Origin of the sequence: Geobacillus sp. G4, from assembly GCF_040327975.1 — a bacterium.
Classification (GTDB): domain Bacteria; phylum Bacillota; class Bacilli; order Bacillales; family Anoxybacillaceae; genus Geobacillus; species Geobacillus thermoleovorans.
The window spans coordinates 73,312-96,962 of sequence record NZ_JBEPJY010000003.1 but is presented as its reverse complement, the minus strand read 5'-3'; the positions used below and the strand labels follow the sequence as shown (position 1 = coordinate 96,962).

The following is a 23,651-nucleotide window of genomic DNA, read 5'->3' as shown; positions in this document are numbered from 1 at the left end:
AATAGTAGCATCAACCTAGAGGTTTCCGGATGTTTCTTGTAGAATAAAATAATAAACATAAAAAATAGGTTGGTGTTGGCCTGATGAAATCATCAATGGAGAAACCGTTATACGGCGGCCAAGCAGTCGTTGAAGGGGTGATGTTTGCCGGCAAGACGCACTCCGTCACCGCTATTCGCCGCCATGACGGGACGATTGACTATTTTACGCTGCCTCGCCGCAGCCATCCGACGCTGGCTGCCCTGAAAAAAATCCCGTTTGTCCGCGGCATTGTCGCCATTATTGAGGCGAGCGCAAACGGGGCCAAGCATTTGCAGTTTGCCAGCGAACAATATGAGGCGTCCTCGGACGAAAAACAGGCCGCCGAAGAAAACCGCTCCAAATTCGGGCTGATTCTCGGCGCCGCCGTCATCGGCGTGCTATCGTTTTTATTCGCCAAAACCATTTTTACGCTCGTTCCGGCGCTCGCCGCCGACGCCTTTAAACCGCTCGTACCGGGGAAAATGGGGCAAATTTTGCTTGAAGGAGCCTTTAAGCTTGCTCTTTTGCTCGGCTACATTTACTTTATTTCGTTGACGCCGCTTGTTAGGCGCGTGTTCCAATACCACGGGGCGGAACATAAAGTCATCAACGCCTTTGAAGCGGGGTGGCCGCTCACTGTTGAGCACGTCCAGCGCGCCTCGCGCCTTCACTACCGATGCGGCAGCAGCTTCATTTTATTTACTGTCATGATCAGCTTGTTCCTTTATTTGTTCGTGCCGACGGATCCGCTTTGGCTGCGAATCGCAAACAGGCTCGCTTTAATTCCTGTCGTGCTTGGCGTTTCGTTTGAAGTCTTGCAGTTTACAAATAAATTGAGGGATATTCCGCTGCTAAGCTGGCTTGGCTATCCCGGGCTATGGCTGCAGCGGTTGACGACAAAAGAACCGGACGATGACCAAGTGGAAGTGGCCATCGCCTCGTTTCAGCGGCTTCTTGATTTGGAAGCGGAAGCCGAAAGGAAACAAGCGGTGCAGTAATCGATCAAAGGGGGTGGACTCATTGCGGCGCCGGGCCATTCATCCGCTTGTCGGGCTTATGATTTTGCTTGGAACGCTTGGCATTGTCTATACCCTTTTTGCCCATCCGACGGTGCTGTTCCGCCAGCTGTTGTTTGTTGCGCTGTTTTTGGCCGCCATTTATCTCTTCTACCGGTTCGTATACCAACGCCGCACCGATCAAGATCGGTTATCGTATTTAAAGGCGGTGCGGCAGTCGAAAAAGCTCCATCCCCGCTCCGGGCGCAAACAAGCAAAGCCGGCGAAACTGAAGCGGCCGCTGAAAAAACGGACGGCCATTCCGCACTTGACCGTGATCGAGGGCAAAAAAGGCAAAAAAAAGAATCGAGCTTCGTTTTAGCTTGATTCTTTTTTGTTTGCCTCTGCCGTTCAGCTAAAAAATCGGCGGCAGAGGTGTGACCTATTGTCGCTTTCCCGTCTAGTACGCCCATTGGCGCAAAAACTGCCGCGTCCGCTCGCGTCCGTAATCGATCAGGCGCCGGCGCGCTTCCAGGTCGATGGAAAATTCCGTGGAAATAACGTTGTCCACCGGCAAAAAGACGATGTTTTTTTCATGGCGGCGCGAAATGTAGCGCGCATCATGCGCCTCTCTCATGGCCGCAAACAGCGCCTCATACAAATCGAGCGCATTGGTGATCGTTCGTTTCGGCCGCTCCCCTGGTTTTGGGCTCAGCTGAACGCCCAGCACCGGCCGTTTTTTCTTCTTTTCTTCATCGAACAAAAACAGCGGAAAGTTGCTCAACACCCCTCCGTCGACAATGAAAGCCACACCGTTTCGCCCGCGAAGGCGGACCGGCTCAAAGAAATAAGGAATGCTGATGCTCATCCGCACTGCCTTGGAGATGGAAAACGACCCAGGGTCAATGCCGTATATGGCTAAATCGTCCGGCAGCACGACGAGGCGTCCGTTCGTCACATCGGAAGCGACGATATACAAACTGCCGGCCGGCACATCTTGAAACGTCCGCACGCCGCGGGCGGCGAGCGCCGCCTCGAGCCACCGCTCAAACGCCTTTCCTTGATACAGCCCAAGATGCCAATACAGGCGCACCCATTTCCAAAGCGAAAACGGAATCCATAGCGGCCGTTCATCCAAAAACTGCTCCAACTCCAACTCCTCAAGCAGTCGGGCGATGTCGCGGGCGCTGTAGCCTGCCGATAGCAGCGCCGAAAGCAACGCTCCCGCACTCGTGCCAGCAAGCCGCTTCCAGCGCAGACCTTTTTCCTCAATCGCTTCATACGCTCCAAGCAACGCAAACCCTTTCACCCCGCCGCCGGAAAAGACAAGATCAATGTCCACCGCCGCCTCCCCCTTTTTGCCGTTTATACATATGTAAGAAAAAAGGAGGACATTTAGTACGGCAAACAAAAAAGAGCAAGCATCGGCTTACTCTCCTTGTTCATTGCGCTTTTGGACATCGCGCAGCGCTTCAAGGCGGCGTTCGTCCTCTTGAAAATACTGCACCAAATCGCCGATCCGGTCGATGGCGTTCCAGCTCAAATGGTGTTCAATCCCTTCCACGTCGCGGTAAATGTTTTCTTCGCTGACACCGATCAAACGGAGAAACTGCTCAAGCAGCTCATGGCGGTAGACGAGCCGCTGGCCGATTTTTCTTCCTTTTGGCGTCAAGACGAGTCCGCGGTATTTCTCATACACTAAATACTCATCTTTATCGAGCTTTTGCACCATTTTCGTCACCGAGGAGGGATGGACGGACAACGCTTCAGCGATGTCAGAGACGCGGGCATAGCCCTTTTCTTCAATCAAAATGTAAATTTGCTCAATATAATCTTCCATGCTTGGTGTCGGCAACGTTTGTCCCCTCCCATTACATTTGTCTGCCGCAGACAAGTGCAGCGGCCGTCAGCATCTCTCATGAACATTGCCGCTTTGCCCGCTTCGGCTAGACGCTGCCGGGCCAGTCGGCCGCCCAGGCAAACAAAAAATAGCAATCAATCCCATTATACCATGAAGGGAACATTACGTAAAATACTGCACTTGGGCCGATGGAAAAAAGCGAGCAATACCTTTCCGAGCGGATGCGGCAACGCCTCCGGTTCGAAATACACAAGTTTGGGCATAAACGGTTTCATTCATTTCCCTCCATGTTCTCCGTATTTGATGTTAGTATGATTCAAGGATGGAGGGAAATCGCGTGCTTCTTTTGCTTGGCATCATTTTTCATGGAAGGCTCATTACCCCCAATTTGATATGTTCATCTCCCAGCGAAACCAACGACCATGCCCATCGGTTTCAGCCACGATTTGCCGATATTCTCGGCCGTCAATCATGCCATCCAGATGCAATTTCCGATCCCACATGTTGTTATACACATGGAACAAATCCCGTTGGCGGCCGATTTCGCGAAGCTGCTCAAGATTTGCCATGACAGCTCATGAACGCAATGATACAATAAAACTAAACTGAAAGGAGGGATGCAGAATGTCTCACGAGCTTGTCGAATTGCTTCGCTCGGTGCTGAAAGAGGAGTTGCAGCCGATTCATGAACGCCTCGACCGCCTAGAAGCCGGACAGCAACGCCTCGAAGAACGACAACAACGCCTCGAAGAACGACAACAACGCCTCGAAGAACGACAACAGCGCCTCGAAGAACAGCAACAACGCCTCGAGGAAAAGTTGGACCATTTCATTATCGAGACGCGCAGCCATTTCAAAAAAATCGAGGACGAGCTGGCCGACCATCGGCGCATGTTCGAGATATTGTCACATGATTGGCGCAACGCGAACATTGCGATTGAATATTTAAACCATAAGATCGGCCAGCACGATCTGGAAATTTATCAGCTAAAAAAGCGGCTCGAACTCCAAGAAACAAAGTAAAAGCGCATGCCCGATGACCGGCGCATACGCTCGAACCGCTTATCCCCGCTTGCGAATGCGGAAATTGTCTTCTAACAGCACCCAGTTTTCCGGATACGGATACCCGAGCACCCAGTAGCTGATTCCGCGCAATCCGTATTCTTTCACCAATTCAAATTTCGCCAACGCGCTGCGGGCGTCTTCAAACCATACTTCGTGCTGGCGGCCTTGCTCGTCCGTGTACCGGTAAAACGGCGAGGCGGCCGCCGCATCGTATTGGATGGACGCCCCGTAGCGAATGGCGCGCTCTAGCGCCTCTTTCGGACTGAACGTTTCCGCCTCTTGCCCTTGCACGTGCGGCAGCACCCAGTCGCGGGCATAAATTTGAAACCCCATCATGATTTTGCTACGCGGAATGGCGGTCACCGCATAATCGAGCACGCGCCGAATTTGATTCACCGGCGAAATGGCTTGCGGCGGCCCAAATCGGTAGCCCCACTCATAGGTCATAAGGACAACAAAATCAGCGATGCGTCCGTGGGCTGGGTAGTCGTGCGCTTCGTACAGCAGCCCTTTTTGTTCAGCGCTTATTTTGGGCGCCAGCGACGTCGATAAAACATACCCTTCGGCGTGAAGCCGGTTGGCCGCCCGCTGCAAAAACTCGTTATACCGCTTGCGGTCGGACGGATAGACATTTTCAAAATCGACATTCAACGCGCGGTACCCTTTTGCTCGCATCACTTGAATGACGTTGTCAAGCAATCGCGTTTGCAGCGCAACGTCGGCCAGAATCGTCTGCGCCAGCCTCGAGCCCGGGTCTTGGTACGTAAAGTTCGTGATCGTCATCATCGGCACGACACGGGCGGCATAAGCCGCCTGAATGAATGCTGTATCATTGATCGGATTGAGCCCGCCATCGGCGCGGATCGTGTAGGCGAATGGCGCGGCATAGGTCAAATGGCGGCCGACTTCGCGCACTTGCTCCGCTCCTTTCTCCCCTTGGTCCACCGTAAATGCGTTCACCTCGATGAGCGGCTTCGCCGGCGGGATGATGAGCCGCTGTCCGGGGACGATCCGGTTCGGATCGGTAATATCGTTTACTTCGATCAGCTGCTGAACCGTCACTCCGTAGAACGAAGCGATTTGCGCCAGCGTCTCCCCGCTTCGCACCGTATGGATGCGCGCTGGGATGAACAACGTTGTCCCTGGATAAAGGAGCGACGGATTCGTGATCCGGTTCGCCTGTATAATCGCTTCGACCGCCACTCCATACTGGCGCGCAATTTGCCATAACGTTTCCCCTGTGCGGACCGTATGGTAACGATATGGAACCGGGATGACGAGCGCTTGGCCAACGGCTAGCCGGTTCGGGTCGCTCAGTTCATTGGCGGCGACAATCCGCTCGAGTGGAACGCCGTAACGCTGAGCCAACTGCCAAAGCGTCTCCCCGCGCTTTACGACATGAACAATCATGACGCTCCCCCTTTCGTTCCCTCCTTTTACCACTATATTTTGGCTTTTGCCTTTTATGTAAAAAAAAAACGCCGGTTCCTCTACGGAAACCAGCGTTTCATCCATTCAAACCCATCCGTATCGCCATTACAGGCCGCACTTCAGCTGCGCGCCGCAGCTTGTGCACGTGTTGCAGCCGCCGATCTCTTCGATCGTCCCTTCGCGGCAAATCGGGCAAATATTGCCGATTTCGGAACCGATTGTCACATCGGTGGCGCGCACATCTTGAATCGTATCAACGAGCACGACGGGGCGTTTCGTCTCTTTTTCCTCGAGCTCCTCTGGAAGCAGTTCAAGTTGCTCTTCAATCTGATTCTCCTCAGCCTTTAACGTCAACACTTGTGCATCGCGGCTACCGTCGACATAGACGGTTCCGCCTTTCGCACCGCAACGCCATAAACGCTCGTACACTTTTTGCACTTGCTCGACGGTGTAGCCCTTCGGCGCGTTGACCGTTTTCGACAAGCTCGAGTCGACCCAGCGTTGAATGATGCACTGCACATCGGCGTGCGCTTCCGGCGGCAAGTCCATCGCCGTCACAAACCAAGGCGGCAAGTGGTTCGGGTCGGCTTCCGGGTGTTTGTCCAAATATTCTTGGACGATGTCCGCTTTCACTTCGATAAATTTGCCCAAGCGCCCGCTCCGGTAGTACGAGAACGAGAAGTACGGCTCAAGCCCGGTTGAGACGCCGACCATCGTTCCCGTCGATCCTGTCGGCGCCACCGTCAGCAAGTGCGAGTTGCGGATGCCGTATTTCAAAATATCTTGACGAATATCTTCCGGCATCCGTTTCATGTAGCCGGTGTTGATGAACGCTTCACGCAGCTTGCGCGTCTCTTCCTCCGTTTCGCCGACAAGAAACGGGAAGCTGCCTTTTTCTTTCGCCAGCTCGATCGATGCCCGGTATGCGGTCGTGGCGATCGTGCGGAACAGCTCATCGACAAGCTGGTTTCCTTCCTCAGAGCCGTACGCTTTTTCGCAGTAAATGAGCAAGTCTGCAAGCCCCATGACGCCAAGGCCGATGCGGCGCTCGCCGAGCGCTTGTTTTTTGTTTTCCTCAAGGAAGTACGGCGTGGCGTCAATGACGTTGTCTTGCATCCGCACCCCGATCTCGACCGTGCGCTTCAGTTTTTCGTAGTCAACGACCTTCCGTTCTTTATCCACCATGTTGGCCAAGTTGATGGCGGCCAGATTGCACACCGAATACGGTGCTAAAGGTTGTTCCCCGCACGGGTTGGTCGCAACGACTTTTTGCCCGTACGCGCGGGCGTTCGTCATTTCGTTGGCGTTGTCGATGAAGAAAATGCCCGGTTCAGCCGAGTACGTCGCGCAAATGTTGATCAGCTTCCAGAGCTCGCGGGCGCGGATTTTCCGGTAGACGCGGACGCGGTAACCCATTTTCTCCCATTCGCGCACATCGCCGACTTCATGCCATTTTTCGTTGTAAATACGCATTTCTTCTTCGGAGTACGTTTCAACGTCCGGGAAGCGGAGGGCATATTCTTCGTCCTTTTCGACCGCTTCCATGAACTCTTTCGTCAAGCAGACGGAAATGTTCGCCCCGGTCAAAAAGTCTGGGTTGTGCACCGTATATGTACCGCCGGTGCGCAGTTTTTCTTCGGCGTCTTTGATGATTTCTTCAGTGAAACCGCCGTAGTCAGGCGCGTTCTTGTATCGGACGATCGCTTCGTACATCGCCCGCTCCCGGTCGGTGAGCGGCGTGAATTTCAGCTTGTCGCGCGCTGCTTTTTTGATTCCTTCGTCTTCCATGTTTTCGAGCAAGTAGCGCAAAATGCGCGGGTTTTGCATTTTCGAGACGATGAATTCGATAATGTCCGGGTGCCAGTCGGCAAGCATAATCATTTGGGCGCCGCGGCGGGAGCCACCTTGCTCGACAAGGTGGGTCAGCTTCGCAATGTCGTCAAGCCATGAGACCGACCCGGACGATTTGCCGTTCACCCCACGCGCAAGCGTATGGCGCGGCCGCAATGTCGACCCGTTCGTGCCGACGCCGCCGCCGCGGCTCATGATTTCCATCACCTGCTTCCGATGTTCGGAAATTCCTTCGCGCGAGTCTTTCACAAACGGCATCACATAGCAGTTGAAATACGTCACTTCCTTGCCTGAACCCGCGCCGTACAAAACGCGGCCGGCCGGGACAAAATTCAAGCTGGCGAGCTCTTGATAAAACTTTTCGAACCACTCTTTCCGCTTTTCTTCCGTCTTTTCCACTGCCGCCAGCCCGGTCGCATTGCGTTTGGCGATCTGTTCGTAAAAAATCTCGAGCGGCTTGTCGATGATGTCGAGCGACCGGACGACAATGCCCGTCTCCGCCTCTTCCCCTTCAAGCACATGCCGGTATTCGTCTTCAATCAACACGCGCGCCTTTTTCGCCTCCCAGTCGATGTCGACGATAAACCCGAGCCCCCGGGCCGGGAACTTCGGATCCTCCTTGATCGTCAACACGACGAAGTCGCCCGGTGTGAGCGTCAGCTTTTCCGTATCTTTGAACGAATACCGGTCAAGCATGACTAAACGGGATACGCCTTTGTGGGTGATGTGCATATCCGGCGTAATCGGATGCACTTGCGGAAACAGGCGGATATCCTCGTTCAGCTTGTCAATATTGATCTTCATTTTTTCGGATGACGCCACCGTCATTCTCCTATCTCTCCTCTTTTATATAATCTCTCATGTTTTTGGCAAAGTTGTCCTGTCTTCTCTACCTTACCATATCGAACAGAAAAAAACAATATATAGTATGATTTTTTGTGAAAATCATACTATATATTGTTAAAGAGAACAAACGATTTCGTTTTTGTCAAGCAAAAAAACAAAACATGGCGAAATGCGGAGAAAAACGGGGGAGTGCCGCCGTTTTTGCCGGAAAACGAACGATTTTCCACGTTGCTGCTTAGCGCTTAAAGTTCCACTCGTCGCTCTCATATTTCGTCCGCGCCAGCTCTTCGACGTACGCCCGCTCTTCGGCGGTGAGCGTGTACGGCTCCAACACGATGTTCAACCCTTTTTCAAATCCTTTGTAAAACGCCTCTTTCGCTTCCTCGATCGTCACCGTGCGGCTAGTCAACTCATTGATCGCGACTGCTTTCTTTTTAAAATCGCGCTGCAGCCGCTCTTTCACCCGCTCGTTCGGGTATTTAAACAAACTGAACAGCAGCTCTTCGTCCAGATCAAGTAAAATCGATCCGTGCTGCAAAATGACACCTTTTTGCCGCGTTTGCGCGCTGCCGGCGATTTTCCGTCCCTCAACGACAAGCTCGTACCACGACGGCGCGTCAAAACAAACGGCCGAGCGCGGGCTGCGCAAATCCGCCTTCTCTTCTTCCGTTTTCGGCACAGCAAAATACGCATCCAATCCAAGGTAGCGGAACCCTTCCAAAATGCCTTGGGAAATGACGCGATACGCTTCCGTCACTGTCTGCGGCATTGCTGGGTGCGATTCGGAGACGATCACGCTGTATGTCAATTCTTTATCGTGCAGGACGCCGCGCCCTCCGGTCGGCCGGCGAACAAAGCCGAGGCCGTGCCGTTTGACCGCCTCTAAGTCAATTTCTTTCTCCACTTTTTGAAAATAGCCGATCGACAACGTCGGCGGATTCCAGCCGTAAAAGCGGACCGTCGGCGGAATTTTTCCTTCGCTGTGCCAATCGAGAAGTGCTTCATCAAGCGCCATGTTAAACGACGGCGAGCCATCGCCGGAATCGATAAAGCGCCATACTTCTTTTGCCATCGTTCCACCTTCTCTATTGTTCCATGCTCTAGACGCCGCGGCGGCTTGTCCACCACCGCTGAGGGGCGGGCCGCTTTTGGCCGCCTTTACTAGTTTAGCAAACAACGCCGGTGAAGGAAAGAAAAATGGCATCGTGAAACCCCTTTGCTTCCCGGCGGCGACTTTATATAATAGGAGATAGCAGACGAAGCGAAAGGAGGCAGGACGGGTGGAAGCATTGCTCATTATTCTCGGCGCGATCATCGTGTATTCTGCCATTACGTACTTCTGGCAGCGGAGAATTGTCAAAGCATTGACAGAGGAAGAGTTCCGCGCCGGTTATCGAAAAGCGCAACTCGTCGACGTCCGCGAACCGGATGAGTTTGCGGCTGGACATATTTTAGGGGCGCGCAACATCCCGCTCACGCAGCTTCGCATGCGCATGAAAGAATTGCGCAAAGACCAGCCGATCTATTTGTACTGCCAAAACGGGCTGCGCAGCGGGCGGGCCGCGCAAATGCTCTACCGGAAAGGGTACCGCGACTTGTATCATTTAAAAGGCGGTTTTAAAACGTGGACCGGGAAGGTGAAGAAAAAAGCGTAGCCTAACGAAAGAGGCGCTCTGCCGGGAAAGGCAGACGCCTCTTTTCGCTTGCGCTAGACCGCCGCATATTCCGGCGGCAGAACGACCGTCTCAAGCACCGAAGCAGCCGCGCCGATAGCGCAGCTTTTCTCTTTCAGCTTCGAGGCGATGATCAACGGTTCGCTTTCTTTTTTGACGAGAATGCGCTTTCTCACTTCTTGGCGCGCCGGACCGATCACATACTCGCCCGCTTGGGCAAGTGGACCGCCGATGATGACCGCTTCTGGATTGTACGCATAAATCACCTGCAACAGCCCAACGCCAAGATAGCGGCCTGCTTCTTCCAAAATGCGCGCCAGCTGTTCATCGCTTTCCGCCGCCAGTGCCATCGCGGCGATGGAAAAGCGGTCATCGAGCCATTCGGAACGCCCTTCTTCGGACAAACGGCGTTCAATGTATTTTTCCGACGCATACATTTCCCAGCAGCCGATGTTGCCGCAGCTGCAGCGAATGCCGTTGACATCGATCGTATGATGGCCGATTTCACCAGCTAGGCCACTGACACCGCGATAGAGCTGATGGTGAAGAACGACGCCGGCGCCGATGCCGATGCCGGCGCTGATGTAAACGAAGTGGGCGAACTCGTTGCCGGCGCCAAACCACTTTTCTCCAAGCGCTGCTAATTTCGCCTCATTCTCGACAATGACAGGACGCTCAGGCCACCGTTGCCGCAAAACAGCCGCCAAGGCGACATCGTCCCAGCGCAAGTTCGGGGCAAAAATGACCGTCCCGCTTTCTGTATGAACGACGCCCGGCACACCGATGCCGATTCCCATCACGCCGTACGGCGTCGCCGGCGCCCGGCGGATGGCCGCCTCGATAAGCTCAATCATTTCGCCGATGATCGCCTCCTGCCCTTCGGACGGGCGGAACGAACGCCGTTGCTCCCAAAGGATATCCGCGTTTAAATTGGTCAACACGGCATACAAATAGTTCACCCCCAGCTCAACGCCGACAAGCGAGCCGGCGTCGGCGTTGAAGCGAAGCATGAGCGGGCGGCGCCCGCCGGTTGACTCGCCGATGCCGCTTTCATGGACGAAATGCTCGGCGATCAGTTCGTCAACAAGCGCGGAAACGGTCGCTTTGTTCAATCCGGTCGTCTTCGCAATATCGGCGCGCGAAATCGGATGCTGGTCGCGAATCAATTTCAAGACAAGCTGTTTATTCATTTTTTTTACAAGGGAAATGTTTCCTGTGCGCACGTCTCTGTCATCCTTTTCCTCTTATTTGCTTAGTATGCCCCGCGGATGTGCGGATGCACCTCGCTCCAATAAAACTGGCGAAGCCGTTCCTTTTCTGCTTCTGTAAATGGCGGCACATGAAGCGCGTCTAAGTTTTCTTTCACTTGTTTCACTGTCTTAAAACCTGGAATAGCACACGTCACTTCTTCATGATCGATCACCCAGCGCAACGCTGCTTTCGCCATGCTGCCGCGCCCATCAGCGACCCAACGCAGCTCGTCGGCAAGTTCCACCCCTTTTTGAAACTCAAGGCCGCCGAACGTTTCCCCAACGTTAAACTGTTCGCCGTTGCGGTTGAAATGACGGTGATCGTCCTCAGGGAACGTTGTTTGTTTTGTAAACTTGCCAGTCAGCAACCCGCTTGCCAGCGGCAGACGGACCAAAATGCCGACACCAAGCCGTTTTGCCTCCGGAAACAGACGCTCAAGCGGCTTTTGCCGCAAAATATTAAAGATGACTTGCAAGGCGCTTGCCTTTGAGTGCTCAAGGACATACAGCCCTTCTTCAATCGTTTCGACGCTGACACCATAATAGCGGATTTTCCCTTCCTGCTTCAGCTTCTCCAACACTTCAAACACCGCGCCTTGCTTTAAGATTTCAAACGGCGGGCAATGAATTTGATACAAGTCGATCGTCTCACGTCCGAGCCGTTTCAAGCTCGCTTCACAATAGGTGCGCACCGACGCCTCGGAATACGTATTCGGATCGTGAATATCGCCGGCGCGGCAAAACTTCGTTGCAATATAGACGCGGTCTTCCTTTCCTTTCGTCGCTTTCGCTAACAATTCCTCGCTATGGCCATCGCCGTACACATCGGCCGTATCAAAAAAATTGACACCGTGATCAATCGCATAAGCGAGCGCGCGCAGCGATTCTTGGTCGTCGACGTTTCCCCACGAACCGCCGATCGCCCATGTGCCGAAACTGAGCGCGCTCACTTGAAGATCGGTGTTTCCTAGTTGGCGGTATTGCATGTCCCTCTCCCCTTTCGTTGACTTCAACCATTAGTTTATATGATAAACTAACTGAACTTTTCTGTCAACGCGCCAGTTGCAAAACGAAGCGGCCCGCCCTTTATGAGGCAGGCCGCATAAGAACAAGGCTTAGCTTACGTTTCTTTTTGGTAGCGCAAAATCGGTTTGCGCGCCGCGGTCGTTTCGTCGAGCCGCTTGACGACCGTCGTATGCGGCGCTTCTTGAACGATTTCCGGATTTTCCTCCACCTCTTTGGCGATTTGGATCATGGCTTCAATAAACGCATCGAGCGTCTCTTTCGACTCCGTCTCCGTCGGCTCGATCATCATGCATTCTTCGACGATGAGCGGGAAGTAAATCGTCGGCGGATGGAACCCGAAATCAAGCAGCCGCTTGGCGATGTCGAGCGTTCTGACGCCAAGCTTCTTTTGCCGGCGGCCGGAGAGAACGAACTCATGCTTGCAATGGCGGTCATATGGCAAATCGTAATATTCGGCGAGGCGGCGCATCATATAGTTGGCGTTTAACACCGCATATTCGCTCACCGCTTTTAAGCCGTCCGGCCCCATCGAGCGGATGTACGTGTACGCCCGGACGTTGATGCCAAAATTGCCGTAAAACAGCTTGACGCGGCCGATCGATTGCGGACGGTCATCATCAAGGTAATAACCGTTTTCCCCTTTTTCGATGACCGGCTTTGGCAAAAACGGAATGAGGTCGGCTTTCACCCCAACCGGGCCGGAGCCTGGGCCTCCGCCGCCGTGCGGGCCGGTGAACGTTTTGTGCAAGTTCAAATGAACGACGTCAAAACCCATGTCCCCCGGGCGCACCTTGCCAAGAATCGCGTTGAAATTCGCGCCGTCATAATACAGCTTGCCGCCGGCTTTGTGGACGATTTCGGCCATTTCGACAATATGCTCTTCAAACAGCCCGAGCGTGTTCGGGTTCGTGAGCATAAGCGCCGCTGTATCCGGACCGACGACGCGTTTTAAGTCATCCAAATCGACAAGCCCGTCAACCGTCGAGCGGACCGTGACCGTTTCAAAGCCGGCCACCGTGGCCGACGCCGGGTTCGTGCCGTGCGCCGAATCCGGAACGATCACTTTCGTCCGTCCGAAGTCGCCGTTTGCTTCATGGTAAGCACGGATCATCATCAGCCCCGTCCATTCGCCGTGGGCGCCGGCCGCCGGCTGCAAGGTGACGGCATCCATGCCGGTGATTTCTTTTAAGTGCTCCTGCAAGTCGTACATGAGTTCAAGCGCCCCTTGGACCGTTTTCTCAGGCTGAAGCGGATGAATGTGGGCAAACCCGGCGAGGCGGGCGACGTTTTCATTGATTTTCGGATTGTATTTCATCGTGCATGACCCGAGCGGGTAAAACCCGGAATCGACGCCGTGGTTTCGTTTCGAGAGCGCCGTATAATGGCGCATTAAGTCAAGCTCCGACACTTCCGGGAGCTCCGGCTCTTCAGTGCGAAGATAATCGGCCGGCACGAGCTCGCTGACATCGACAGCCGGCACGTCAAGCGACGGCAGGCTGTAGGCGATGCGCCCCGGCTTGCTTCTTTCGAAAATAAGCGGTTGATCGTTACGCATGGCCATCCCCCAATTCATTGACAAACCGATCGATTTCTTCTTTTGTCCGCAGTTCGGTGACAGCAACAAGCATATGACCGGCAAGCTCCGGATAATCGCCGCCAAGGTCATAGCCGCCGATGATTCCTTTTTCGAGCAGGCGGTCGTTCACATCAGAAACCGGCCGTCCGAGCCGGATGACGAATTCGTTGAAAAATGGACCGGCAAACGGCGACGCGAACCCGCGCTTTTCAAGTTTCACCTTCGCATAATGCGCCTTTTGCATGTTCATCGCCGCCATTTCTTTCACGCCCCGCTTGCCGAGCGCCGACAGCGCCACCGAAGCGGCCAAGGCGTTTAACGCCTGATTGGAGCAAATGTTGGACGTCGCCTTGTCGCGGCGGATGTGCTGTTCGCGCGCTTGAAGCGTCAAGACAAACCCGCGGCGCCCGTCCTCATCGGTCGTCTGCCCGACGAGCCGCCCTGGAATTTTTCGCATGAGCGGCGCTTTGACGGCAAAATAGCCGCAATGCGGGCCGCCAAACTGCGTCGGAATGCCAAACGGCTGCATGTCGCCGACGACAATGTCGGCGCCAAACGCTCCCGGTGGAGTCAACACGCCAAGCGCCAATGGGTTGCTGGCGACGACAAACAAGCTTTTCTTTTCATGCGCAAGCGGCGCGATCGCTTTCAGCGGCTCAATTTGACCAAAAAAGTTCGGGTATTGGACGACAACGCACGCCACATCATCCCCCATTTCCGCTTCAAGCGCCTTAAGATCGGTGATGCCGCCGTCATACGGAATGTCTTTCACTTCGAGCTTCTGCCCTTTGGCGTATGTGCGCACGACTTCCCGATATTGCGGATGAACGGCGGTCGAGATGAGCACTTTCTTCCGCTTCGTATGCGCGGCGCTAAGAAGCACCGCTTCGGCAAGCGCCGTGCCGCCGTCGTACATCGACGAGTTGGCGACATCCATGTCGGTCAACTCGCACACCATCGTCTGAAACTCAAAAATCGCCTGCAACTCGCCTTGGGAAATTTCTGGTTGATACGGCGTATATGCCGTATAAAATTCAGAGCGCGACAGGACATGGTCGACGACAGCCGGAATATAATGGTCGTACACCCCCGCTCCTAAAAAGGAAACGTATTGTTTTACGTTGGCGTTTTTTTCCGCTAAGGCCACAAGCTCTTTCCACAGCTCCGGTTCAGATTTGGCCGGTTTCACCTTCAACTCGCCGCGGAAGCGGACTTGTTCTGGAATATCGGCAAACAAGTCGTCAATCGAGGCGACGCCGATCGTCTTCAACATCTCCCGTTTATCTTCTTCCGTCATCGGCAAATAACGATGGAGCACAGCGCTTTTCCCCTTTCCTTGTCGCTTTGGAATCGTCACTTGGCCCGCTTGTAAAACGGAAGCGGCACGATGTTCGCTTTCAGCCGTTTGCCGCGGATGTCCACCTCCACCTCCCGGCCGATGGCGGCCACATCCGCTTTCACCAAGGCCAAGCCGATGTTTTTCTTCAGTGTCGGCGACTGCGTGCCGGTCGTGACGAAACCGACTTCTTCGCCGTCGGCAAATACAACGTATCCGTGGCGCGGAATGCCTCTGTCGATCATTTCGATGCCGACGAGCCGGCGCGGCGGCCCCGCCTCTTTTTGCCGTTTCAACACAGCTTGGCCGATAAACGGCGGCTCTTTTTCCGTTTTGACGGCAAAACCGAGTCCGGCTTCAACCGGTGAAATCGAGTCGGACAGCTCTTGGCCGTAAAGCGGCAGGCATGCTTCAAAGCGGAGCGTATCGCGCGCCCCCAGTCCGCATGGGAGAACGCTGTCACGAGCTCCGGCCGCTAGGATCGCCTCCCATAGCGCGGCGGCGTCTTCCGCTTTACAATATAGCTCAAACCCGTCTTCCCCCGTATAGCCGGTGCGCGAAACGAGCGCCTTCACGCCCGAGACTTCGACGCCGTCGGCGAATGAAAACGGGCGCAACGCCGCCAAATCAAAATCCGTCAATCGCTGCAAGACGCGCTCCGCTGCCGGCCCTTGCAAGGCAAGCTGAGCCGTTTCGGACGATACATCTTGAAGCTCGACGTCGCCCTCAACATGCCCGCTTAGCCAAGCGAAGTCTTTTTCCGTATTCGCTGCGTTGACGACCAGCAAGTAGTCATTCTCTCCTTTTTGATAGATGAGCAAATCATCGACTGTGCCGCCGTCCTCATAGCACATGAGCGTATATTGCGCCCGGCCGGGCCGCAGTTTGGCGACGTCATTGGTCATGAGCTTTTGCAAAAACGCGAGGCTCCCACGGCCGCGGACGACAATTTCCCCCATATGGGAGACGTCAAACAGCCCGGCGCGCGTTCTTACAGCCTCATGTTCTTCCTTGATGCTGGAAAACTGCACCGGCATTTCCCAGCCGCCAAATTCAATCGTTTTGGCGCCGCAACGGGCGTACACCGAGAATAGGGGCGTGCGCTTTAGCATCTGATTCCCTCCTTTGATCCACGTCACACAAAAAAGGACAGACTTCCCCTATCAACAAGTAAGGGGGCTCTGTCCTGGCACCTGAAAGTTTCCCGCCGGCCCGTTTGGCGCGTCCGTTCGCGGTCCATGGGGCCGATCGGTTTCCTCTTGGGTGGCCTGCGTGAACGCAGGCGCTCTCCAGAGCTGCGTCAAGCAAGAGTCTTTTTGCCTGAGAGATTCGCGTTTCCGCTTGCTCCTTCGGCGCTACATTCCGTAGTCTCTCCCCTTGCCGTCATCCGCCCATCAATAAATTGTTTCCATATCGGGCATACTAACAAACACCCTGATCAACGAGTCATGAGAATGTTCTAAATTTATACTACCATCAATCACAGTCAAAGGGCAATAGGAAATAATCGAACTTTCATGGCAATTAGTCATAATAATGTTCTTGTTTTCATCAACATACCACATGCAATCTATATAAACATTCGCAACAAGGGAAGGGGATCGCCATGAACATTGACCTTGAAATGGATGAAACATGGAAGGAGGAATTTTTGGCACGCGTCGAAAAAGACGGTCCGTGGGCGAGCTGGGAAATGTACGAACTGGCTCTTGAGGCCGCCCATCATTTAAGCGTCCCAGAATTTAATGGCTTGCAGGCGCCCAAACACCTGCCCCACTTGACGATCCTTCCGCACCAGCTTGAAGTGGCGCGCCGCGTCGTCGAGGAGATGAACGGCAAAGCCATTTTGGCGGATGAAGTCGGGCTTGGAAAAACGATCGAGGCCGGGCTCGTCTTAAAAGAATATATGATTCGCGGCCTTGTGAAAAAAGCGCTGATTCTCGTTCCCGCCTCCCTTGTTTCGCAATGGGTGAGAGAGTTGAACGAAAAATTTTTCATCCCGGCCGTCCAGCAGAAAAAGAGCTACGTCTGGGAGCAGTGCGATATCGTCGTTTCCTCGATCGACACGGCGAAAAAACCGCCGCACCGTGACATCATCTACGGGCAGTCGTACGACATGATCATCATCGACGAGGCGCACAAACTGAAAAATAACAAAACGAAAAACTACGAGTTTGTGCAAAATTTAAAAAAGAAGTTTTGTTTGCTCCTGACAGCGACGCCGATCCAAAACCGGATCGAAGAAATTTTCAACCTCGTCTCGCTGTTGAAACCCGGCCATTTAGGCAGCTCGGAACAGTTTGCCAAAACGTACGGAAAAACGCGGGCCGTACAGACGAACGACCATTTAAAAGCGCTCGTCAACAAAGTGATGATCCGCAACCGCCGCGCCGATACGCCGATCGAATGGGCGAAGCGCCACGTTGAACCGGTGCTGATCGAGTTTACGAATGAGGAGCGGGAACTGTATGAAGCGGTCAAGGCGCTCCGCCGCGAATCGTTCGCCGGCTCGTTTTCGCTCATCACGCTTCTTCGTGAGGCGTGCAGCAGCCGCGAGGCGCTGTTTCTCACGATCAAAAACATGATCGATAAATGCAGCGGAGCGGTTCCGGAGCCGCTTGAACGCGTATTGGAAAAAATCAACGCCGTCACGACGAACTCAAAGGCGGAAAAAGCGCTCGAGCTTATCCGTTCCATTCATGACAAAGTCATTATTTTCACGGAATACCGGGCGACGCAGCTTTACTTGCAATGGTTTTTAAAGCAGCACGGCATCTCGTCCGTTCCGTTTCGCGGCGGCTTCCGGCGCGGCAAAAAAGACTGGATGCAGGAACTGTTTAAACACCACGCCCAAGTGTTCATCGCCACCGAGGCGGGCGGCGAGGGCATCAACTTGCAGTTTTGCCGCTATGTCATCAACTACGACTTGCCGTGGAACCCGATGCGCCTTGAGCAGCGAATCGGCCGCGTCCACCGGCTCGGGCAGACGGATGACGTCTACATTTATAACTTCGCTGTCAAACAGACGGTCGAAGAACATATTTTAACGCTTCTGTACGAAAAAATCCGCCTGTTCGAACGAGTCGTCGGCGAGCTGGACGACATTTTGGCGAAAATGAACCTCGCCAACCTGGAGCGCTACTTCGAAGACGCCTTCGTTCATTCACGAAGCGAAGGGGAGATGAAAATCAAAATGGAAAACATCGTCGCGATGATCGAGCTGGCGGAGCAGCTTGGAAAGGAAGGAGGAGAGCGGCATGCAGCAACATGAAATCCGCCGCTTTGTCGAACGCTATTTTGCGGCCAACGGCTGCACGTTTGTGGAAGCAAGCGACGACTACCTCACCGTGCAGCTGACAGCAGAAATGGACAAAGAACTGATGAATCGGCCGTTTTACTGGCATTATATTGAACGGACAGGCGGCGTGCCGCAGCCGATGCGACTGACGCTCATCACCCGCGCGAGCGAGCGGACGGACAAACTCAAAGGCGAGCGCCTCCATTTCGGCGCTCCCCGGCTGCACCAGCTGTTCCGCTCAGCGCAAAAACGCGGCAGCTTCATCCGCCTGTATGAGGAGCCAAGCGCGCCTTTGGACGGCAACGCCGCCCTCCATCCATGGCTCGGCATGAACGTCACGATTTCGTACGAATGCGACCGAAAAAAAGATGAAATCGTCTCCCTTGGCCTTCATCTCATTAGCGGAACGATCGTCGAGTCGTTTCATGAGCGGATGCGCGAGCGACGGCTGACGCCGAAAATCCCTGATTACTGTTTCACCATCTCCCCGCTCATTAAACCGAGAAGCGGCATCGGCCGTCTCGAGCAATACATACGCAGCCGCATCGCCGCCGACAACCATGCGTGGGCGGATGAGGCGCGCCGACGCTGGGCCGACGATTTGGCGTTGCTTGATGAATTTTACAAAGACTGCGAAGAAAAGCCGGAGTGCTATTATATTGAGAAGGAAGCGTTGGAAAAGCAGTACAAGCCGCGCATCACCGTTTCCGTCATCAACGGCGGACTGTTTTATTTGCTGCCCCGCTCATCGTGAATCAACCCCGGGATGGGTCCATCCGGCTCACAGCGCTCAAACCGACGAACTCCCTTCCGTCGGCACGAAAACCGCCCGCCGGCCTAGGCCAGCGGGCGGCTGCTACGGGCGGCGCCGAAACAGCAAGCGAAGCGAAAGCGGCACCATGCCAAACAAGCGGTATGAAAGCGGAAGCTGCTCTTGTTTCCGCACCTGACGCCGCTGCCTCCGCTCCTCTTTCGGCAAGTCCATGTAGGCGACAAATTGTTGGGTGACAAACTTGACATAATCGTTGACCGCCATCAAATCCCCCCTTTTTTCTTTTAGTTTTTCCGCTTCTTTCCTCTTTTAACCGTTTTGCTCTCTCCATTCGACAATATGAAGCGCCGGAAGCGTGACAGTAAACATGACAGCGCGCCTCAGTCCAGAGGCTGAACGGATGGACAAAGAAACCCGAACGTGCGCTGCATCTTCCCGCACCCACCGGTAGACGGCCCTTCCGCGCGGATAGGTCCATTCCCCAGCCTCTTCCGCGGTCGACGGATCGGCTGATGCGATGCGTTCTTTTACGTCAAACACGGCCATCTGCACAAGCTCGTCCGCCTCGGCTGCCTGCCGGGCCGCATAAGCCGCCTGTCGTTCCGCTTCATAGAGGAGCAAGACATGCGTGACAGAAAAGACAAGCAACAAAGAAACGACAGCCACAATCGGAAAAATGACACCATCTTGTCGACCCATTTCCCCTTCCCTCGTTTTTCCAGTCTAAAAGGGGGAAGCGGCGGTCAAGGGGGTCTCACCGTACAAGCCGCCCGCTAAAACGCCCGCGCCACAAACGCCTCGCAAACGGTGCCGTCATCAGCCGTCACTTGCAAAAATATCCCGCGGGTGCCGGCGCGGTACGAAACAGCGCGCACATGACGGAGCGCCGTTTCATTGCCAGCGCCGTCCACCTGGCGGATCAGTTGGGCTCTTGACGCAACAACAGAAAAACTGACCGTCTCACCGCTCCATTTTTGCAAATAGAGGACATGGCCCCCAGTCGACCACTGCCTCGTTTCATTCAGCTCGATTTGCAGCTGTTGCAAAAACAGCCGCCATTCCAATCGGGAAAACGCGTCCGTCGGCTCCGGAGCCAGCAAGCGGACGGACAACAACGCCGGAACAGCCGCCGCTATCACGATCGCAGCCGCCAGCGCCAACAACGCTTCAATCATTGTAAACCCGCTTTCTTTTGCCGCTACCGCTTTCCATACCCGCACCGCTCCATCTCGCGACCGGCGTAATCGTTCCAACGCACGCATACTTTCCACATTCGCCCTCCTTCCTCTCGCGCCTGCAGCCGGAACATCGTGCGTCCGTCAGCAACGATGGTTTCTCCCACAAGCGGCTCCTCGTACAACGCGATCGTTAACAACTGATGCGCTTTTTCTTCGAGGGTGAGGCTTTGCCGCTCGACGGCGATTTGCATGAGCAGCGGAAGAAGAACCGCCGTCGTCATCCATAGGAGCGACAAAGCGAACAACGCCTCCACCAGTAAAAACCCGCCGCTACATTTTTTGCACATAAAACCGCCCTTTTCCAAGCAAAAAAGTAAGCTTGTAGTTGCTCTTGCCCCCACGCACCCAAACGGTTCCCGCCTTCTCGATGTTGCCGTTGTCCGTAAAGACGAGCGGGTTGCGCAGCGTGACGAGCCGAAACCGCCACGGGGAAGGGAGCGAGCGGACGACAACCTGCCGGCCGCTCGCAGCCTCAACCGCCTTGTACTCCGCCCCGCCGTCAGTGAAAAAAATGGACACATCGGCCCGATGGGCGATGGCGTATTGCTGCGCTCTGTACAAGTCCGCGCGCAACACAGCCAACATATACGCCTCCTCCTGCTTACGCATCGCGCCGCCAAGCGTGGGGACAGCGAGCGCAGTAAGCAAGAGGACGACCGCCAAGACGATCAGCATTTCAAGCAGCGTAAACCCGCCGTTATGAGCCGCTTTCACTCACATCACCGTTCGCGCTGATTTGGATCGCATGGCCGTTCGGACATTTGGCCGATTTAATATAGCGGCCGTCGAGCAATTCCTGCACCGTCGGAATTTTGTTATGCTCCATCTCGTATGCTTTCACCTGCGCTTGCACCGTGTTCAAAAACGCCTCGCATCCTTTTGAATTGATCATGCTGTTGTGCTTTGTAATATTCGGAATGGCAATCAGCAGCAGAACAGAAATCACCATCATCACGATCAACATTTCGATCAATGTGAATCCCTTTTGATTCATTGTCGCTCCTCCTCGCATACGAAATTTCAGAAAGAACGTTTAGCGAATGACCGGTTCAGTTCGATCCGTTCCCTGACCATCGAATCTGTTCATTAGTTGGGCCTTGGGAGGAGGGGCGCACCCCTCTCTCAAGGATCCAACATATCAAGATTGAGCATCTTGCTCCTACAGAACCGCCCTATCCCTGTCAGATGGAAGCGATTTACATTTCATTCAACATAGAAAACATCGGCAGCAAAATCGCCAAATACATGCCGACGACAAACGAGCCGACGACCACCAACAAAAGCGGCTGCATTCGTTTTAAGACCGACTCGATTCGTTGTTCCATCATCTGCAGCAAAAACTCGCTGTAATGTTCAAGTTCTTTGCCAAGTTCGCCGTTCGACTGGCCGTGACGGATGACAAGCGCCAGCTCTTGTTCGTAATAGCGGACGGCGCCGATTAATCCGTCAAGTGTCATCCCTTTCATCAACCCCTCGCGAATGCGCCGACCTTCCATTTGCAAAAACGGCCAGGACGACGGCTCGCTGAACACGCCGAGCGCATCATAAACCGACAATCCGGCCTGCAGCAGGCGCCCGAGCTGGCGGGCAGTCAGGCAGGTGAGGAACAGTTTCAGAAACGAAGAAAACCCTGGAATTCGCAAAGCGAATCGAAGTTTTCGGGAGACCGGCCAGCGGCGGAAACAGACGGCGTAAAACAGCCCGGAGAACACCGCCAAGGCGGCGATGGCGGCCAGCACCATAGGGGCATGGGCGATCACCGTAAGCAGCCAAGCGGTGTGTCCGCGTTGTGGAGAAAACGCCGCCGCCGCCCGTTCAAACTGCGGCAGCAGCCACCATTCCATCAAGACGAGCATGATGATGAGCAAAGAAAGAAGGAACAGCGGATAGCGACTGAAGCGGCGCAGTTGCTCGTGGAAGCGCGCTTTTTGCGCCAGTGCCTCCCCTGTCTCTGCCATGCCGCGCGGCAAGTCGCCATGCCGTTCGGCAAAAAAGAGGAGGTTAACCGCCATGCGGTCGACCGACAGCGCTTCGACAGCCGCAAACAGCGGCAGCCCGGCGCGCAGCTGCTGCAGACAGCGTTCCACTTCCAGCCGGCGATGTGTTGGAGCCTGGATGGCCAAAAACTCAAGCGCTTGCCCAAGGGGGTAACCGCGCTCGAGCAGCCGGCCGAGCCGGGTGAAAAACAACGCCTGTTCAGCGAGCGGCCACATTTTGCGTTTCATCTTTCTCCCCCTCCGACGAGCTCAAGCATGCGGACGGGCAGGTAGCCGAGCGCAATCCCCTTGCGGATCAAGCGGACCAGCGTCATATAAGGGCGCTTGGGCTTCCCTCTCCCATCGGTGAGTGAACGAATAACGTCCTCAAGCGCTGAACCGTAAAGCAACTCATAAACAGCCGTGCGCCGGCGTCGCCCAAGACGGCCGCACGATGGATGGCAATCGTCGCCGCACAGCGGGCAGCAAAGCTCGACAAGCCGCTGGGCGGAGACGGCAAGCAGCGTCTCGGCCAAATCGGCGATTGGAATGCCGAATTCATGCAGCCGGTAGACGGCGCCGACTGCATCGGCGGCGTGCATCGTCGAGACGACCAAATGACCGCTCAGCGCTGAACGGATGGCAATGGCTGCCGTGTCATGATCGCGAATCTCTCCGACCATCAACACATCCGGGTCATGGCGCAGCGCCGCTTTTAGGCCGGCGGCGTACGTGATCCCTGCTTTCTCATTGATTTGCACTTGCAACAATCGTTCGTTCTGTTTTTCGATCGGATCTTCAAGCGTGATGATGTTGCGTTGCCTTTCAGCTTGGCAAAGATCAAGAAGGGTATACAGGGTCGTCGTTTTTCCCGACCCCGTCGGGCCAGTCAACAGCACGAGTCCTTGCGGATGCTGCATGAAGGAAAATAATCGTGCGGTGGAGCGGGAGAATAAGGATAGTTCGCGAAGCGGCAACGAGAGGCGCTGCGGCAGAAGGCGAATGACGAGGCTTTCATCGTAGAGCGTCGGCAACGTCGATAAACGCAAATACACCGTTTCCCCAAACTCAGTTACTTCCATGGCGCCGCTTTGCGGACGGCGTCGTTCCCCGATGTCCATGCCGGCTAAAAATTTAAAGTGGACGATGAGACGTTCCGCGGTTTCTTTCGGAAGCACGCCGACGTCGACAAGCATGCCGTCGAGCCGAAGGCGAACGGCGGCATCGTGGCGGCGCGGAACGAGGTGAAGATCCGAGGCGCGGCGCTGCACCGCTTCGGCGAGAAGGCGGTTTGCCGTTTGTTCGATCTCGTTCAGCACATATTCCCTCCTTTCGACAGACTGCTTTGTATTTCGACGAGCATGAGTCGTTATCCTGCTTTTGGCGCAGCTTTTTTGTGAAATTTTTTTGAATGTCAGTCCACTCACTGCCAATAG

At 54.7% G+C, this 23,651-nt stretch carries 25 protein-coding genes, 1 pseudogene and 1 riboswitch; of the genes and pseudogenes, 6 read left to right on the top strand and 20 right to left on the bottom strand.

All coding sequences use genetic code 11. The annotated features are described in order from the left end of the window. Positions 1 to 83: 83 nt before the first annotated feature. The gene (locus tag ABS784_RS04670) at positions 84 to 1,019 is read left to right on the top strand and encodes a DUF1385 domain-containing protein (RefSeq protein ID WP_011231895.1); all 936 of its coding nucleotides are present in this window, start codon (positions 84 to 86) and stop codon (positions 1,017 to 1,019) included. Between the two features lie 22 nt (positions 1,020 to 1,041). After that, complete coding sequence (locus ABS784_RS04665) at positions 1,042 to 1,398, top strand: SA1362 family protein (RefSeq protein WP_021322363.1); 357 nt, start codon at positions 1,042 to 1,044, stop codon at positions 1,396 to 1,398. Positions 1,399 to 1,476: 78 nt separating this feature from the next. On the opposite strand, the gene ABS784_RS04660 is transcribed toward ABS784_RS04665, so the two are convergent. The 4 genes and pseudogenes from ABS784_RS04660 to ABS784_RS04650 form a co-directional block, all read right to left on the bottom strand. After that, positions 1,477 to 2,358, bottom strand: a complete 882-nt coding sequence (locus ABS784_RS04660) for a patatin-like phospholipase family protein (RefSeq protein WP_011231897.1) — start codon at positions 2,356 to 2,358, stop codon at positions 1,477 to 1,479. 87 nt (positions 2,359 to 2,445) lie between these two features. Then, positions 2,446 to 2,871: a transcriptional regulator MntR gene (gene mntR, locus ABS784_RS04655; protein ID WP_011231898.1), complete on the bottom strand. Its 426-nt coding sequence runs from the start codon at positions 2,869 to 2,871 to the stop codon at positions 2,446 to 2,448. 161 nt (positions 2,872 to 3,032) lie between these two features. After that, positions 3,033 to 3,152: pseudogene (locus tag ABS784_RS17345) on the bottom strand (spore photoproduct lyase); the annotation flags it as partial. A gap of 102 nt (positions 3,153 to 3,254) precedes the next feature. After that, positions 3,255 to 3,446, bottom strand: coding sequence for a DUF2332 family protein (locus ABS784_RS04650; RefSeq protein ID WP_014196329.1), 192 nt, complete (start codon positions 3,444 to 3,446; stop codon positions 3,255 to 3,257). 55 nt (positions 3,447 to 3,501) lie between these two features. On the opposite strand from ABS784_RS04650, the gene ABS784_RS04645 reads away from it, so the two are divergent. Next, the gene (locus ABS784_RS04645) at positions 3,502 to 3,900 is read left to right on the top strand and encodes a hypothetical protein (protein WP_011231899.1); all 399 of its coding nucleotides are present in this window, start codon (positions 3,502 to 3,504) and stop codon (positions 3,898 to 3,900) included. 39 nt (positions 3,901 to 3,939) lie between these two features. On the opposite strand, the gene ABS784_RS04640 is transcribed toward ABS784_RS04645, so the two are convergent. From ABS784_RS04640 to ABS784_RS04630, 3 genes are all read right to left on the bottom strand, one after another. Then, entirely contained in the window at positions 3,940 to 5,352 is a 1,413-nt protein-coding gene (locus ABS784_RS04640) for a glycoside hydrolase family 18 protein (RefSeq protein WP_015375388.1), read from the bottom strand. A gap of 126 nt (positions 5,353 to 5,478) precedes the next feature. Continuing rightward, positions 5,479 to 8,052 (bottom strand): vitamin B12-dependent ribonucleotide reductase, encoded by a 2,574-nt coding sequence (locus ABS784_RS04635; RefSeq protein ID WP_352511619.1) that lies wholly within the window; start codon positions 8,050 to 8,052, stop codon positions 5,479 to 5,481. Between the two features lie 253 nt (positions 8,053 to 8,305). Next, positions 8,306 to 9,142, bottom strand: a complete 837-nt coding sequence (locus tag ABS784_RS04630; RefSeq protein WP_066230505.1) for a lipoate--protein ligase family protein — start codon at positions 9,140 to 9,142, stop codon at positions 8,306 to 8,308. A gap of 208 nt (positions 9,143 to 9,350) precedes the next feature. On the opposite strand from ABS784_RS04630, the gene ABS784_RS04625 reads away from it, so the two are divergent. Then, positions 9,351 to 9,725, top strand: coding sequence for a rhodanese-like domain-containing protein (locus ABS784_RS04625; RefSeq protein WP_066230508.1), 375 nt, complete (start codon positions 9,351 to 9,353; stop codon positions 9,723 to 9,725). Between the two features lie 53 nt (positions 9,726 to 9,778). Here the strand turns inward: ABS784_RS04625 and ABS784_RS04620 are convergent, their stop codons facing one another. From ABS784_RS04620 to gcvT, 5 genes are all read right to left on the bottom strand, one after another. After that, positions 9,779 to 10,966: an ROK family transcriptional regulator gene (locus ABS784_RS04620; protein WP_352511616.1), complete on the bottom strand. Its 1,188-nt coding sequence runs from the start codon at positions 10,964 to 10,966 to the stop codon at positions 9,779 to 9,781. Positions 10,967 to 10,995: 29 nt separating this feature from the next. Next, on the bottom strand, positions 10,996 to 11,979 hold the full coding sequence (locus tag ABS784_RS04615; protein ID WP_066230509.1) for an aldo/keto reductase: 984 nt from the start codon (positions 11,977 to 11,979) through the stop codon (positions 10,996 to 10,998). Between the two features lie 134 nt (positions 11,980 to 12,113). Beyond that, entirely contained in the window at positions 12,114 to 13,574 is a 1,461-nt protein-coding gene (gene gcvPB, locus ABS784_RS04610) for an aminomethyl-transferring glycine dehydrogenase subunit GcvPB (RefSeq protein ID WP_352511614.1), read from the bottom strand. Then, on the bottom strand, positions 13,567 to 14,913 hold the full coding sequence (gcvPA, locus tag ABS784_RS04605; RefSeq protein WP_352511612.1) for an aminomethyl-transferring glycine dehydrogenase subunit GcvPA: 1,347 nt from the start codon (positions 14,911 to 14,913) through the stop codon (positions 13,567 to 13,569). The genes gcvPB and gcvPA overlap by 8 nt, the downstream gene beginning before the upstream one ends. Before the next feature lie 35 nt (positions 14,914 to 14,948). Further along, complete coding sequence (gcvT, locus tag ABS784_RS04600; protein WP_352511610.1) at positions 14,949 to 16,043, bottom strand: glycine cleavage system aminomethyltransferase GcvT; 1,095 nt, start codon at positions 16,041 to 16,043, stop codon at positions 14,949 to 14,951. A gap of 186 nt (positions 16,044 to 16,229) precedes the next feature. After that, positions 16,230 to 16,318: riboswitch (glycine riboswitch) on the bottom strand. A gap of 219 nt (positions 16,319 to 16,537) precedes the next feature. Between gcvT and ABS784_RS04595 the strand changes: the two genes are divergently transcribed. Then, the gene (locus tag ABS784_RS04595) at positions 16,538 to 18,202 is read left to right on the top strand and encodes a DEAD/DEAH box helicase (RefSeq protein ID WP_011231908.1); all 1,665 of its coding nucleotides are present in this window, start codon (positions 16,538 to 16,540) and stop codon (positions 18,200 to 18,202) included. Further along, on the top strand, positions 18,189 to 18,983 hold the full coding sequence (locus tag ABS784_RS04590; protein ID WP_011231909.1) for a YqhG family protein: 795 nt from the start codon (positions 18,189 to 18,191) through the stop codon (positions 18,981 to 18,983). The genes ABS784_RS04595 and ABS784_RS04590 overlap by 14 nt, the downstream gene beginning before the upstream one ends. A gap of 102 nt (positions 18,984 to 19,085) precedes the next feature. Here ABS784_RS04590 and ABS784_RS04585 read toward each other — a convergent pair whose 3' ends face one another. The 8 genes from ABS784_RS04585 to comGA form a co-directional block, all read right to left on the bottom strand. After that, positions 19,086 to 19,265: a YqzE family protein gene (locus ABS784_RS04585; protein ID WP_011231910.1), complete on the bottom strand. Its 180-nt coding sequence runs from the start codon at positions 19,263 to 19,265 to the stop codon at positions 19,086 to 19,088. Between the two features lie 45 nt (positions 19,266 to 19,310). Beyond that, a complete protein-coding gene (gene comGG / locus ABS784_RS04580) occupies positions 19,311 to 19,700 on the bottom strand; it encodes a competence type IV pilus minor pilin ComGG (protein ID WP_047758063.1) in 390 nt (129 codons plus the stop codon). A 74-nt stretch (positions 19,701 to 19,774) separates the two neighbouring features. Continuing rightward, entirely contained in the window at positions 19,775 to 20,263 is a 489-nt protein-coding gene (comGF, locus tag ABS784_RS04575; RefSeq protein ID WP_352511784.1) for a competence type IV pilus minor pilin ComGF, read from the bottom strand. Beyond that, positions 20,200 to 20,526, bottom strand: coding sequence for a hypothetical protein (locus ABS784_RS04570; protein ID WP_044730842.1), 327 nt, complete (start codon positions 20,524 to 20,526; stop codon positions 20,200 to 20,202). Before ABS784_RS04570 ends, comGF begins: the two co-directional genes overlap by 64 nt. Then, positions 20,510 to 20,953, bottom strand: coding sequence for a competence type IV pilus minor pilin ComGD (gene comGD, locus ABS784_RS04565; protein WP_352511607.1), 444 nt, complete (start codon positions 20,951 to 20,953; stop codon positions 20,510 to 20,512). The genes ABS784_RS04570 and comGD overlap by 17 nt, the downstream gene beginning before the upstream one ends. Beyond that, positions 20,937 to 21,233 (bottom strand): competence type IV pilus major pilin ComGC, encoded by a 297-nt coding sequence (gene comGC / locus ABS784_RS04560; protein WP_066230544.1) that lies wholly within the window; start codon positions 21,231 to 21,233, stop codon positions 20,937 to 20,939. Before comGC ends, comGD begins: the two co-directional genes overlap by 17 nt. Before the next feature lie 202 nt (positions 21,234 to 21,435). Continuing rightward, positions 21,436 to 22,464: a competence type IV pilus assembly protein ComGB gene (gene comGB / locus ABS784_RS04555; RefSeq protein WP_352511605.1), complete on the bottom strand. Its 1,029-nt coding sequence runs from the start codon at positions 22,462 to 22,464 to the stop codon at positions 21,436 to 21,438. Next, positions 22,461 to 23,534, bottom strand: coding sequence for a competence type IV pilus ATPase ComGA (gene comGA, locus ABS784_RS04550; protein WP_352511603.1), 1,074 nt, complete (start codon positions 23,532 to 23,534; stop codon positions 22,461 to 22,463). Before comGA ends, comGB begins: the two co-directional genes overlap by 4 nt. Between the last annotated feature and the right edge of the window lie 117 nt (positions 23,535 to 23,651).